Source organism: Sphingosinicella ginsenosidimutans (genome assembly GCF_007995055.1).
In the GTDB taxonomy this organism is placed as follows: domain Bacteria; phylum Pseudomonadota; class Alphaproteobacteria; order Sphingomonadales; family Sphingomonadaceae; genus Allosphingosinicella; species Allosphingosinicella ginsenosidimutans.
Window position 1 is genome coordinate 2,033,234 of the sequence record NZ_VOQQ01000001.1, and the last position, 14,043, is coordinate 2,047,276.

Sequence of the window (14,043 nt, forward strand, 5' to 3'; positions counted from 1 at the left end):
GCGAACGAATGGGTGACGTGCGGAGCGGGCCGTCGGCCATCGGCGCCTTCGCGGTGGTGACGAGCCTCTTTTTCGCCTGGGGCTTCATCACCTCGATGATCGATCCGCTGATCGTGGCGGTGAAGGGGATCTACAGCCTCGGCGACCGCGAGGCGTTGCTGACCCAGTTCGCCTTCTTCATCTCCTATGGCGTGATCTCGCTCCCGGCCGCGGCCCTCCTCACCCGCGCCGGACACGTCCGCACCATCCTGATCTCGCTGGCCGCGATGCTGGCGGCCTGCCTCATCATCCTGCTCGCGACCTTCGCCGAGACTTATGCGCTGGTGCTGTTCGGCCTCTTCGTGCTCGGCAGCGGCATCACCGCCCTCCAGGTCGCCGCCAATCCGCTTTCCGCAGCGCTCGGCGATCCCGGGCGCAGCCATTTCCGGCTCGTCTTCTCGCAGGCGTTCAACTCGCTCGGCACGGTGATCGGTCCCTATGTCGGCGCCCGGATCATGCTGCAGGGCGCGGCGCATCAAGGCGGGCCGGTCGATGCCGCCGCGCGCACCGCGGCGCTCGGCCATATCCACACCGCCTTCCTCGTCGTCGCGGCGCTGATGGCGCTGCTGATCGCGTTCATCTGGGCCTCGCGCCAGCGGATCGGCGTCGCCGCGCCGGCGCCCGTCGCCGCCTCGCCGCTCGGCGCGCTCGGCTCGGGCTGGGCCCTGTTCGGGGCGCTCGCCATCTTCCTTTATGTGGGCGCAGAGGTTTCGATCGGCAGCCTGCTCGCCCTCTTCCTCAGCGAGGAACGCATCTTCGCGATCCCGTTGCAGCAGGCGGCCGAACTTGTCTCGCTCTACTGGGGCGGCGCGATGATCGGCCGCTTCGTCGGCAGCGCGCTGCTCACGCGCTTGCCCGCCGCTGGGCTGCTCGCGGTGGCGGCGCTGGTCGCGGCGTTGCTGTGCGGCGTCGCCCTCGCGACCGTCGGGCCAATCGCCGGCTATGCCGCGATCGCCGTCGGCCTGTTCAACTCGATCATGTTCCCGACCATCTTCACGCTGACGCTGGAGCGGTCGAGCGCCAGCCACGCCTCCACCTCGGGCCTGCTTTGCGTCGCGATCGTCGGCGGGGCGGCGCTGCCGCAGCTTTATGGCCATATCGCCGACGTCGCCGGCCGCAGCGTCGCTTATGTCGTGCCGGCGCTCGCTTATCTGGTGATCCTGGTCTTCGCGCTCGCCGCCCATCGCGCCCGCGTGACCGAAGGCGAGGTCGGCGCGCCGCTGGCCGCGCATTGATGGCGGCGATCCGGGTCGGGCTGGCCGGCTACGGGCTCGGCGGGCGCGCCTTCCATGCGCCGCTGATCCGCGCGACGCCCGGGCTCGATCTGGTCGCGATCGCGACGATGAAACCGGTGCCGGACGCACGCACGATCGCCGATCCGATGGCGCTCGCCGCTGATCCGGACATCGACCTCCTCGTGATCTCGACCCCCAACGAAACGCATTTCCCCCTGGCCAGGGCAGCGCTGGAGGCCGGCAAGCATGTGGTGATCGACAAGCCGTTCGCCGTGACCACCGATGAAGCGGACGGCCTTGTCGCCCTGGCGAAGGCGCGCGGGCGGATGCTCACCGTCTTCCAGAACCGCCGCTGGGACGGCGATTTCCTCACTGTCCGCGAGCTGGTCGAATCCGGCCGGCTCGGCGACATCATGCTGTGCGAGATGTCTTGGGACCGCTTCCGCCTCGACCTGCGCGACAGTTGGAAGGATGCGGGCGGCGAGGGGACAGGGCTCCTCTTCGACCTCGGTTCTCACCTGATCGATCAGGCGATGCTGCTGTTCGGCCCGCCCGAGGCCATTGCCGCCGATCTCGCCGTCCAGCGCCCGCAAGCCATCGCCGACGATTATTTCAGCCTGACTCTGCATTATGGCGCGCGCCGCGTCGTCCTTGGCTGCTCGACCCTCGTTGCCGCGCCGCGACCGCGTTTCGCGCTCCACGGCGCGCGGGGCAGTTTCGTGAAACATGGCCTCGATCCGCAGGAGGCGGCGCTGAACGGCGGCGCGACGCCGGATGGGGCCGGCTTCGGCGTCGAGGAGGCGCGCTGGCACGGCACCTTCACCGCGCCGGAGGGATCGGTCGAGACCATCGAAACCATCCCGGGCCGCTACCTCGCCTTCTACGCGGGCGTCGTGGAAGCGATCGCCGGGCGCGCGCCGCCGCCGGTGGATCCGGCGGACTCGCGCGAAGGCCTGCGCCTCATCGAACTGGCGCGCCGCAGCGCCGCCGAAGGGCGAACCCTCGCCTGCTAGCGCGGCGGATGCCATCCCGCGGGCAGGGTCCGCCCCGGCAGGTTCACGGCGACATTGCCGACCAGATCGCGCGACGATTGGCCGAGCGAGACGCGATAGGCTCCCGCCGCGACGCGCCATTGCCCGTCGGAGAAGGTCGCCAGCAGCCGCGGGTCGACCGTCAGGCTCACCTCTCGCGACTCGCCGGGTGCGAGGCTGACCTTGGCGAAGGCGCCGAGCCGGCGCGGCGCTTCCCATCCGCCTGAGGCCGGGCCGACATAGATTTGTGGCACCGCGCTGCCGGCGACGCGGCCGGTGTTGCGGACGGTGAAGCTGACGCGGATCGTCCCGCCCTCGGCGCGCGCCGTCAGCCCGTCATAGCCGAAGCTGGTGTAGCTGAGCCCATGTCCGAACGGGAACAACGGCTCCAGCCCGCGCGCGTCGAACCAGCGATAGCCGACCGCCGCGCCTTCCGAATAGGTCACGGTGAAGGGCTGCTGAGGCGTGTGGCCCACGCCCTCCAGCACCGGCCGGGGCAGTTGGTCTTCGCCGCGCGGGAAGGTGACCGGGAGGTGCCCCGAAGGATTGACCCGGCCGAACAGGATGTTGGCGATCGCCTCGCCGCCGGCACTGCCCGGATACCAGGCCTCGAGCACCGCCTGCACATGATCGAGCCAGGGCATCAGCACCGGTCCGCCGGTCTGGAGCACCACGACGGTGCGCGGATTGGCGGCGGCGACCGCCGCGATGAGCGCATCCTGATCGTCCGGCAGCGTCAGCGAAGTGTCGATCGATTCCCCGGTCCACTGGTTTGCGAAGATCACCACCACGTCGCTGTCGCGGGCGATCCGCGCAGCCTCGGCCGGGTCGGTGCCGCTTGCATAGCGGACCTGGGCGTTCGGCGCCTGGGCGCGGATGGCGGCGAGTGGCGAGGATGGGAAATAGACGACCGGTCCCGGCCAGCTGGTCGGCGCGATCCCGGGCACCGCATTGCCGCCGACCGGATAGACCTGGCTCGATCCGCCGCCGGAAAGCACCCCGGCATCGGCGTGTCCCCCGATCACGGCGATCCGCCGCGTCGTCGGCGACAAGGGCAGGATCGCGCCCTCGTTGCGAAGCAGCACCGCGCCCGCCTCGGCTGCCTCGCGGGTCACCGTGGCGTGCGCGGCCATGTCGATCGGCCCTTCGACGACAGGATGATCGACCAGGCCGTTCGCGAACATCGAGCGAAGGATGCGCCGCGCCATCTCGTCGAGGCGCGCCCGCGAGACGGCGCCGCTGGCGACCGCCTCGCGCAGCGGCGCGCCGAAATAGGGCTCGGCATCGAAGGGGAAGCCCGAATCCTGGTCGAGCCCCGCATTGGCCGCCGCCGCCGTGCTGTGCGTCGCGCCCCAATCCGACATCACATAGCCGCGAAAGCCCCAGTCGCGCCGCAGGACATCGGTGAGCAGCCACGAATTCTCGCAGGCATGACGTCCATCCACCTGGTTGTAGGCGCACATCACGGATCCCGGATCGCCCTGCTCGATGCCGATCTGGAAGGCGAGCAGATCGGACATGCGTGCAGCATCATGGTCGATCGCGACATCGTGCCAGTCGCGCCCGGTCTCCTGATCGTTAAGGGCGTAATGCTTGATCGTCGCGATGACGTGGTTGGATTGGATGCCGGCGATCGCATTGCCGACGATGGTGCCGGCGAGCAGCGGGTCCTCGCCGCCATATTCGAAATTGCGGCCGTTGCGCGGCTCGCGCACCAGATCGACGCCGCCGGCGAGCATGACGTTGAATCCGGACGAGCGCGCCTCCGATCCGATCATCGCGCCGCCGCGCCGCGCGATGGCGGGATCCCATGAGGCGGCGAGCGCCATTCCGGAGGGGAGGGCGGTGCGCTCGCGCTTGTGCTCGGCCGCGCCCTGGGTGGCGACGCCGATGCCGGCATCGGTCTGCCATTGCGGCGGGATGCCGAGGCGCTGGACGCCCGGCACATAGCCGGCCGACCCGGCCCGCGCCTCGGCCGGCGCGCGATAGTTTTTCGGCGCGAAATCCGTCGCGAACCAGCCGAAGACGAGGCTGAGCTTCTCCTCCTCGGTCATCTCGCGGAGCACCAGATCGGCGCGAACGTCGGGCGAAAGCGCCGCGTTCATCCACGGGCGCGCGGGGACGCCGCTCGTGTCGGCCGCGGCCGGCGGCGCGGCGCCGGCGAGCAGGGCGCCAAGGACGATCGCGATGCAGCGGCTCTTCATCTTTTCCTCTCCCCGTCCGGCGGCCTCCGGCCGCTCTTTCGTGCCTCCGCCAAGGAATCGCGCGGAGCGCTTTTCCGCACGCTTGACTTGGCGTGCGCGTGCTGCTTGTTAGCGCTAACGGAAAAAACGAGAGGAGCCAAGGGTTGGACGTCGCGGAACCGCGGGCGCAGGCGCCTGCAGGGGCGGGATCCCCCGCTTATCCTTATCCCGCGGCGCAGCGCGCGGTTTATCCGAGCTTGCGTGGCCGTCGCGTTCTGGTGACGGGCGGTGGCTCGGGGATTGGGGCCGGGATTGTGGGGGAGTTCGTCCGGCAGGGTTCGGACGTGACCTTTTTCGACATCCAGGAGGAGCCGTCGCTTGCGCTGGTCGAGTCGCTGTCGAAGGGGGAGGGGCGCGGCCCGCTTTTCCGGCCGGTCGATCTTCGCGACATCGGCGCGCTGCAGGCGGAGATTGCGGCGCTGATCGCGCGCGACGGCGGGTTCGACGTGCTGGTGAACAATGCCGCCAATGACGATCGCCACAAGCTCGAGGAGGTGACCGAGGCCTATTGGAACGAGCGGATGGAGACGAACCTTCGCCACATGTTCTTCTGCGCGCAATCGGTGATCGGGCCGATGCGCGCGAAGGGGCGTGGTGCGATCGTCAATCTCGGCTCGATCTCCTGGCATCTCGGGATCGAGGATCTGGCGCTCTACCAGGTGGCGAAGGCGGGGATCGAGGGGCTGACGCGGGCGCTGGCGCGCGAGCTTGGCGGCGACAATATCCGGGTCAACTGCGTGGTGCCGGGCAATGTGCGGACACCGCGCCAGCTCAGATGGTATACCCCCGAGGGCGAGGCCGAGATCGTCGCCGCCCAGGCGCTCGACGGCCGCCTGCTGCCCGAAGACATCGCCGCCATGATCCTCTTCCTCGCCAGCGACGACGCACGACTCGTCACCGGCCATAACTATTTCGTCGACGCAGGATGGCGATAGGCGAGCCGGCAAGCGTCGTCGCGGTCGGCGCCCTGCTCGGCGAGGGGCCGGTGTGGAACCCGCGTGAATCCGCGCTCTGGTTCGTCGACATCAAGGGCTATCGCATCCACCGCTTCGATCCCGCCGCGGGCGCGCTCGATAGCTGGGACGCGCCCGCGCAGCCGGGCTGGGTGCTTCCCGCGGAAGATGGCGGCTTCGTCGTCGGGCTGCAGGGCGGCATTCACCGCTTCGATCCGGCCACCGGCGCCTTCACAGCGATCGCGCCGGTCGAGGCCGATCGTCCCGGCAACCGGCTCAACGATGCCTGCACCGATGGGCAGGGGCGCATCTGGCTTGGATCGATGGACGATGCCGAGGAGGCGGACACAGGCCGCATCTACCGCTTCGAGAACGGCCGCCTCGTCGATCCCGGGCTCCCGCCCGTGTGCATCACCAACGGCCCGGCAATCTCGCCCGACGGCCGTACGCTCTACCATGTGGACACGCTCGGCCGTCGGGTATGGGCCTGTGCGCTCGCGCAGGACGGCCGCCTCGGCGCGCCGCGCCTCTTCGCCGAGATCGGGGACCGCGAAGGCTATCCCGATGGGCCGACGGTGGACAGCGAGGGCCATGTCTGGATCGGCCTGTTCGCCGGCTGGGCCGCGCGCCGCTATGCGCCCGACGGGGCGCTCGTCGAGACGGTGCATTTTCCGGTCGCCAATGTCACCAAGCTTGCCTTCGGCGGCGACGATCTGAAAACCGTCTACGCCACGACCGCCGCCAAGGGGCTCAGCGCCGACGAACGCGAGCGCCAGCCGCTGGCGGGAAATCTGTTCAGCTTCCGGGTCGATGTTCCGGGCGTTCCGGTGACGCCTGCACGAACGGAAGCGGCCTGACCGGTCAGTCGCGCGCGGCCTTCTTCCCGGCTTGGTTGGCTGGCGGCGCAGCGGACGATTCGCGGACGACAAGGCTGTGCTTCAACACCCGGTCGCCTTGTCCCGCGGGACGGCCCGATCGGCGGGCGCGCAGCTCCGCGAGCAGCATGTCCACCGCCTGTTCGGCCATTGCGGCAATCGGTTGGCGTACGGTGGTAAGTTCGGGCCAGACGGTGGTGGCCGGCGCGGTATCGTCGAAGCCGACGATGCTGACATCGCCCGGAACGTCGAGCCCGGCGCGGTGGGCGACGCTGATTGCCGCTGCCGCCATGTCGTCGTTGGAGGCGAAGATCGCGGTCGGTCGCGGTTCGCGCGCCAGCAGGCGCTGCGCCGCGACGAGGCCGGAGCGGTAGGTGAAATAGCCCTGTTCGACCGGCATCTGATCGGGATCGAGCCCCGCGCCGATCAGCGCGTCGCGAAAGCCCTGCAGGCGCTCGCCGCTGGAGCGATTGTTGGGATGGCCGACGATGAACCCGACCCGCCGATGACCGAGGTCGAGCAGGTGGCGGGTCATCTCCTCAGCGGCAGCGCGATCGTCGATGCGGACGTCCAGGCCGTCGGCATGGGTGCCGCCCATGGCGACGGTGACGACCGGCGTGCCGATCGCGGCAAGCTCGGCATGGACGGGAAGCGACTCGGACAGCGGCGGCGGAAGGATGACCCCGTCGACGCCGGAGGTCGCGAACCGCCGCGTCGCTTCCGCCTGCTCGTCCGCGCGCTCGGATTCGCACGGCTCGAGCACGACATGACATCCCGCGCGGCGCGCCCCTTCGAGCGTCCCGACCAGGAATTGGCTGAGATAGGCGGCCGACGGGTTGGCGTAGAGCAGGCCGATGTGGAGCGCCTCCCCGGCCGCGAGGCTGCGGGCGGCGGTGTTGGGCGAATAATTGAGTTTCTCGATCGCGGCGAGGACGGCCGAGCGCGTGGTGTCGCGCACGTTCGACTCGCCGTTGATGACACGCGAGACCGTCATCGCCGAAACGCCTGCCTCGCGCGCGACGTGCTGGATCGTCACCGTGCCATGTCTGCGGCGCTTCGGTCGGGTCATCGGGCGGCTCCTATGGCGGCGACGCCGGGCTGTAAATCGCTCCCCGCGACGGTTGACCGCGCGGGACGGCTCTGTCTATTCAGTGGTAGCGCTACCATAAGCAATCGATACGCGCGAGGGAGGATCGGATGGGGATGGAACTGGCCCGCAAGCCGGGACGGATCGGCGGCATTCTGGCGGCATGCGCCCTGGCATTCGGCGGGTGGTTTGCCCTCGCCGCCGCGGCGCCGGAAAGCCCGCCCCCCCTCTACAAGGACGCGTCCCAGCCGATCGAGCGCCGGATCGAGGACCTGCTCTCGCGCATGACCCTCGACGAGAAGGTGGCGCAGCTCGTCGCCGTCTGGGAGCACAAGGATCGGATCCAGACGCCCGACGGGCATTTTTCCACCGAGCGCGCGATCGCGGCCTTTCCGAACGGCGTCGGTCAGATCACGCGCCCGTCGGATCGTCGCGGAGTCGCCGCGCCGGCCGCAACCGGCGCCGCCGGCGCGACCGCGAACCAGCCCAATCGAGGCCCGCGCGAGACCGCGGACTATATCAATGCCGCGCAGCATTGGGCGGTGGAGCGCACCCGGCTCGGCATCCCGATCCTGTTCCACGAAGAGGCGCTGCACGGCTATGTCGCGCGGGACGCCACCAGTTTTCCGCAGGCGATCGGTCTTGCCTCGACCTGGGATCCCGCCCTGGTCGAGCGCGTGTTCAACGTCGCCTCGCGCGAGATGCGGGCGCGCGGCGTCCATCTCGCGCTCGCCCCGGTCGTCGATGTCGCGCGCGATCCGCGCTGGGGTCGGATCGAGGAAACCTATGGCGAGGACCCCTATCTGGTGAGCGAGATGTCGCTCGCCGCGATCCGCGGTTTCCAGGGGACGACGCTTCCGCTCGGGCCCGAGCGGGTGTTCGCCACGCTCAAGCACATGACCGGCCACGGCCAGCCCGAGAGCGGCACCAATACCGGGCCCGCGCCGTTCGGCGAGCGCACCTTGCGTGAGGTCTTCTTCCCGCCGTTCGAACGGGCCGTGCATACGCTGCCGATCCGCGCGGTGATGCCGTCCTATAATGAGGTGGACGGCGTGCCGAGCCACGCCAATCGCTGGATGCTGCACGACGTGCTTCGCGGTGAATGGGGATTCCAGGGCGCGGTGGTCAGCGATTATTTCGCGATCCGCGAGCTGGTCGCGCGTCATCACATGGCGACCGACCTTGCCGACGCCGGGGCGATGGCGATGAACGCCGGCGTCGATCAGGAAATGCCGGATGGCGAGGCCTATGCCTTCCTGCCGCAGCTGCTTCGCGAAGGGCGGGTGACGATGGCGCAGATCGACGATGCCGTGCGCCGCGTGCTTCGCATGAAGTTCGAGGCAGGGCTCTTCGAACATCCCTATGTCGATGCCGCCCGGGCCGAGGCCCTGACGGCGACTCCGGACGCGATCGCGCTCGCTCGCGAGGCGGCGGGCCGCACGATGGTGCTGCTCCGCAACCAGAACAACCTGCTGCCGCTCGACGCCGGCCGTATCCGCCGCATGGCGGTGATCGGCACCCATGCTCGCGACACCCCCATCGGCGGCTATAGCGACGTGCCGCGCCATGTCGTCTCGGTCCTCGAGGCGATGCAGGAGGAAGGCCGCGGCCATTTCCAGGTCGATTATGCGGAGGGCGTGCGGCTCACCGAAGGCCATGTGTGGGCGCAGGACGAGGTCACGCCGACCCCGGCCGCGGTCAACGATCGGCTTCGGGCCGAGGCGATCGAGACCGCGCGCAACGCCGACACGATCGTCCTGGTGCTCGGCGGCAACGAGCAGACGAGCCGCGAGGCCTGGGCCGACAATCATCTCGGCGATCGCGACTCGCTCGATATGGTCGGGCCGCAGGACGAGCTCGCGCGCGCCATCTTCGCGCTCAACAAGCCGACGGTCGTGATCCTGCTCAACGGACGGCCGCTCTCGGTCAATTATCTCTCGCAGAACGCGCCGGCCTTGCTCGAAGGCTGGTATCTCGGCCAGGAGACGGGGCACGGCGTCGCCGACGTCGTCTTCGGCCGGGTCAATCCGGGCGGCCACCTGCCGGTCACGATCGCGCGCAATGCGGGCCAGGTGCCCGATTTCTACAATCACAAGCCGACCGCGCGGCGCGGCTATCTCTTCGATTCCGCGGCGCCGCTCTATCCGTTCGGCTTCGGCCTCAGCTACACGACGTTCGACATTTCCGCGCCGCGCCTCGCCCGGTCGACGATCGGCACGAACGAGAGCGTCGGGGTGGATGTGGACGTCACCAATACGGGCAGCCGCACCGGCGACGAGGTCGTCCAGCTCTACGTCCGCGACGATGCCGCATCGGTCACCCGGCCGGTGCTGGAGCTCAAGCGCTTCCAGCGCGTGACGCTTCGCCCGGGCGAGCGGCGCACCGTCCATTTCGAACTCGATCCGCTCGCGCTGTCCTTGTGGAACCTCCAGATGCGCCGCGTCGTCGAGCCCGGCACCTTCACCATCTCCGCCGGTCCCGATTCAGCGACGCTGAGGAGCACGACGCTGACGGTGCGGTAGGGGCACGTCCGACCTGCTTCCGTCACCCTGAACTCGTTTCAGGGTCCATGTCTCCCTGCGCGGCGCCCTCGAAGATGGATGCTGAAGCCGGTTCAGCATGACGATTGGCAGGGGCGCTCGTCGCCCTAACGCGTCACCGCATAGATCCCGAACACGGCGCCGACGAAGCCGCCGGCGACGTGGGTGCTGAGCATCGAGCCGTCGAGATCGCCTCCGATCGGGTGCCACTGGCCGTCGCGACCGGCGAAGGCGAAGCGGTAGGTCGCGCCCTCGCTTGAAACGCGCAGCCGCACCGGGCCGTCGGGCGCCGGGGCGGTGGCGAGGATCGCGCCGTCTGGCGGCGTGTCCGGGCCGGTGCGGCTGCGCAGGCGAAGCACGCGGCGGCCATTCTCCAGCCCGACCGCGACCGCATACCAGTAATCGTCATTCTGAAGCGCGGCGAGCCCGGCCTCCTGCCCATCGCGCGACGGCTGGAAGGTCACCTCCGTCTCGGCCGTCGCGTCGAGATGCTGCTGCCGCCGCGCCAGGAAGGAGGGATTGCCATTGTCGCCGAGGCCGACGGCGCGCGGCTGCAGCACGAGATCGCCGCCGGCAAGCCGATACCAGTCGCCGCGCGGATTGCGCATCATCATCCAGTAAGGGGGCAGCGCGCGGCCGTCGAATTGGTCGCGGACATGGAACGGGCCCGCCGTCGGCACGGGCGGCGCGGAGCCGCTCGGCAGGTCGGGCCGCGCATGGACATAGGGTACGGCTTCGCCCGGCTCGGTGATGTGCGGCCAGCCGTCCCGCCATTCGACCGGCATCAGGAAGGTCTCGCGGCCGGTATTGTAGAAATCGTCGGCATAGGGCCGCACGGCGAGGAAGGTCGCCCACCAGTCGCCATTCTGCGTCTGGACGAGCTGGGCATGGCCGGCGGAGGTGATCGGGAAGGGCCGGTCCGGCGGCAGATCGCGCTGCGTGAGGATCGGGTTGTTCGGCCCGGGCACATATGGCCCGGTGACGTTGCGGCTGCGCAGCGCGACCTGGCTGTGGTTCACCGCCGTGCCGCCCTCCGCGCAGATCAGGTAATACCAGCCGTCGACCTTCAGGATATGCGGCCCCTCGATCCAGATCGGGTTGGTCGACGGATCGACCCCGCCGTCGAGCAGCACGCGGCGCGGCCCGAATGGCTGGAGCGTCCGCGTGTCGAACTCCTGGATCCAGATCGCGCGGTGGCCGGAATAGCGCGGCGTCTCCGGCGGATCGTCATTGTTCAGAAGCCAGGCGCGCCCGTCATCGTCGAAGAAGAGCGACGGATCGATGCCACCGATGTCCCGCAGCCAGACCGGATCGGACCAGGGCCCCGCGGGATCGCGCGCGGTGATGACATAATTGCCGCCGCAATCGACGCAGGTGTTGGTGAGGTAGAAGAGGCCGTCATGCCAGGAAATGGCCGGCGCGAACACGCCGCGCGAGAGGCCCAGCCGACCGAAATCGAGCTGGCCCGGCCGATCGATCGCATTGCCGATCTGCGTCCAGTGGACGAGATCGCGGCTGTGGAAGATCGGCAGGCCTGGGAACCATGTGAAGGTCGAATTGACCAGGTAGTAATCCTCGCCGACGCGGACGATCGAGGGATCGGGGTAGAAGCCCGACAGGATCGGGTTGCGATAATCGTTCGGCCCGGCCGGATGCGCGGCGTCGGCCGGATTCGATCCCGAATAATCGAACCAGGCGAAATGCGCCTCCTGCGCCGCCGCGGGCGCGGCCAGCGCGATCAGCGCCGCTGCGATCAACGTCTTCATGGCTGGTCCCTCCCCGGCGCATAGGGATTCCGGATCGCCTCGTAATAAGCAAGGTCGTGCGCGGGGGGCGCGACGCCCGCGGGAAGCGGCAACCCGGACAGGCTCTGGAAATAGGCGATGCAGGCGTCGCGCCACCACTGCGCCTCGTCCTCCTGGATCGCGAGGAAGGCGGCGACCTGGGCATGGCGCTGCGGATCGATCCGGCCGGAAAGCCCGGCCCAGGTGCGGCGCATCGCCCGCACCTCATCGACGCCGCGGGTGTAGCGCAGGACCAGTTCGTCCCAGACGGTCCGGCCGGTGTCGAGCCGATAGGTCCATGGGACATGGTGGAACCACAGCAGGTAATCGTCGCCGACCGTTGAAAGATTGCCGAAGCGCGCGGCGACCTCCGGCGCATATTGCGCGAGCGCGTTGCTGCCGCGCGCGGTGCGATCGAATCCGATCCCCTGGCGGTCGCCATTGTGGAAATAGGTTGGGTTCCAGTCGCGCCGTTCGAGATCGTTCACCCAGGGCCCCGGCCCGTAATGGTGCCCGGTCGCCATCAGATGATGGAGGCCGAGCGGGGTCATGTAATCCACCACGGCCTGATGCGATCCCATCATCATGGCCACGATCGGCGTGACGATCGCGGGATCGTTGCCCCAGGTCATCCGCGTCCACTCCTCGGCCACGTCGCGGGCCGACACATCGGGATTCCAGGCGAAGCGGCCGAGCGCGTACCAATTGGCCTGATCGAACTGCGATCCGGACCAGTTTCGGTCATTGCCGGTATTGGCGACGCCGGCGACGAGGGTGTGGCGGGGACGGAAGAGGCTGCCGTCCACCACCCGGGCGACGGTCGAGCCTTCGCCGCGCACGCGGGTGTCGGCGCGCATCGCCTCCTCCCACATCGTGCCGAGATAGACGAGGTGGGTGTTGAACCCGAGATATTCCTTGGTGACCTGGAATTCCATGCCGATCGCGGTCCGCGGCATCGCGCCGAACAGCGGGCTGAACGGTTCGCGGGGCTGGAAATCGATCGGGCCGTTCTTGACCTGCACGATCACGTTGTCGCGGAACCGTCCGTCGAGCGGGTGGAACTCGCTATAGGCCTGGGCGAAGCGATCCTCGCCCGTGTCGGAATAGACGAACGCGCGCCAGATCACGACGCCGCCATGCGGCGCCAGCGCCTGGGCCATCATGTTGGCGCCGTCGGCATGGGTGCGATGGAAGTCCTGCGGCCCCGGCGTCCCTTCCGAATTGGCCTTGACCAGGAAGCCGCCGAAATCGGGAACGTAGCGGTAAATCTCATCGGCCTTCTCCCGCCACCATTGCCGCACCCGCGGATCGAGCGGATCGGCGGTCGGAAGGTGGGCCAGCTCCATCGGCGCATTGAACCGCGCCGACAGATAGACGCGGATTCCATAGGGCCGGAAGATATCCGCGAGCGCCCGCACCTTTTCGAGGAAATGCGGGGTCAGGATGTCGGCATTTGAATTGACGTTGTTGAGGACGACGCCGTTGATCCCGATCGAGGCATTGGCCCGCGCATAATCGGTGTAGCGCGGGTCGGCGAAGCGCGGCAGCGTCTGCCAGTCCCACAGCGACAGCCCCGCATAGCCGCGCACGACGTGGCGATCGAGATTGTCCCAATGATCGAGCATCCGAAGCTCGACGTGCGGCGAATCGGCGAGGTTGAGCCGCTCGATCGGTTGGCCGGTCTGGATCAGGCGAAGCAAGCGGAAGGCGCCGTAGAGCACGCCGACATCGCTGTTGCCGGCGATCACTGTCACGCGGCGCCCGTCCAGCGCCATGCTGCGCACAAGATAGCCTTCGCGGCCGAGCGGCTGGAGCGGCAGGTTGAGTCGCGCGATCAGCGGCGACGAGGCCGGGGTGCCGATGACGATCGCGCCGTTGATGGGAGCGGTCGCACGCGGCGGCGTCCGGCCGAGCAATCCGCCGATCCCGCGTTCCAGCTCGGCGCGCGCCACGTCGAGCGTCGGAGAGTCTCCCTGCTGGAGAATCGCGGTCGCTGCGGGGCGGTAGCCGGCCGCCGCGGCCGGCTCCGCCGCATGGTAGCGAAGCCACAATTCATAGCCGTCCTCGGCCCGCGCGCCCTGGGGAAGGAGCAATGCGAAGGCGGCGAGGAGCAGGCCGAGTGCGGCGGACGGGCGCATGCTGATTCTCCCCATTTCGGCGGCTCGCCATTGACAAGGCGGCCCGCGCTCTTTCAAATGTGAGCGCTACCATAAATCGCTGCGGCGATGTCACAACAGGAAAAATGGCCGGTCTGGC

General features: G+C 69.0%; 9 protein-coding genes. 5 read left to right on the top strand and 4 right to left on the bottom strand.

The genetic code is table 11. From position 1 onward, the window contains the following. Positions 1-8 precede the first annotated feature (8 nt). Complete coding sequence (gene gluP / locus FRZ32_RS10195) at positions 9-1,274, top strand: glucose/galactose MFS transporter (RefSeq protein WP_147043400.1); 1,266 nt, start codon at positions 9-11, stop codon at positions 1,272-1,274. Beyond that, on the top strand, positions 1,274-2,287 hold the full coding sequence (locus FRZ32_RS10200) for an oxidoreductase (protein WP_205008258.1): 1,014 nt from the start codon (positions 1,274-1,276) through the stop codon (positions 2,285-2,287). Before gluP ends, FRZ32_RS10200 begins: the two co-directional genes overlap by 1 nt. Here the strand turns inward: FRZ32_RS10200 and FRZ32_RS10205 are convergent. Beyond that, the gene (locus FRZ32_RS10205) at positions 2,284-4,509 is read right to left on the bottom strand and encodes a glycoside hydrolase family 3 C-terminal domain-containing protein (RefSeq protein WP_147043402.1); all 2,226 of its coding nucleotides are present in this window, start codon (positions 4,507-4,509) and stop codon (positions 2,284-2,286) included. The two genes, FRZ32_RS10200 and FRZ32_RS10205, sit on opposite strands and share 4 nt — an antisense overlap. A gap of 236 nt (positions 4,510-4,745) precedes the next feature. On the opposite strand from FRZ32_RS10205, the gene FRZ32_RS10210 reads away from it, so the two are divergent. Both FRZ32_RS10210 and FRZ32_RS10215 read left to right on the top strand, forming a co-directional pair. Then, positions 4,746-5,483 (top strand): SDR family NAD(P)-dependent oxidoreductase, encoded by a 738-nt coding sequence (locus FRZ32_RS10210; RefSeq protein ID WP_243445258.1) that lies wholly within the window; start codon positions 4,746-4,748, stop codon positions 5,481-5,483. Then, positions 5,474-6,358, top strand: a complete 885-nt coding sequence (locus FRZ32_RS10215; protein ID WP_147043404.1) for an SMP-30/gluconolactonase/LRE family protein — start codon at positions 5,474-5,476, stop codon at positions 6,356-6,358. The genes FRZ32_RS10210 and FRZ32_RS10215 overlap by 10 nt, the downstream gene beginning before the upstream one ends. 4 nt (positions 6,359-6,362) lie before the next feature. Here the strand turns inward: FRZ32_RS10215 and FRZ32_RS10220 are convergent, their stop codons facing one another. Continuing rightward, the gene (locus tag FRZ32_RS10220) at positions 6,363-7,445 is read right to left on the bottom strand and encodes a LacI family DNA-binding transcriptional regulator (protein ID WP_147043405.1); all 1,083 of its coding nucleotides are present in this window, start codon (positions 7,443-7,445) and stop codon (positions 6,363-6,365) included. A 128-nt stretch (positions 7,446-7,573) separates the two neighbouring features. Between FRZ32_RS10220 and FRZ32_RS10225 the strand changes: the two genes are divergently transcribed. Then, on the top strand, positions 7,574-9,985 hold the full coding sequence (locus FRZ32_RS10225) for a glycoside hydrolase family 3 N-terminal domain-containing protein (protein WP_147043406.1): 2,412 nt from the start codon (positions 7,574-7,576) through the stop codon (positions 9,983-9,985). A 125-nt stretch (positions 9,986-10,110) separates the two neighbouring features. Here FRZ32_RS10225 and FRZ32_RS10230 read toward each other — a convergent pair whose 3' ends face one another. Further along, positions 10,111-11,769, bottom strand: a complete 1,659-nt coding sequence (locus FRZ32_RS10230; protein ID WP_147043407.1) for a glycoside hydrolase family 43 protein — start codon at positions 11,767-11,769, stop codon at positions 10,111-10,113. Further along, positions 11,766-13,925, bottom strand: a complete 2,160-nt coding sequence (locus FRZ32_RS10235; protein WP_147043408.1) for an alpha-glucuronidase family glycosyl hydrolase — start codon at positions 13,923-13,925, stop codon at positions 11,766-11,768. Before FRZ32_RS10235 ends, FRZ32_RS10230 begins: the two co-directional genes overlap by 4 nt. Positions 13,926-14,043 lie beyond the last annotated feature (118 nt).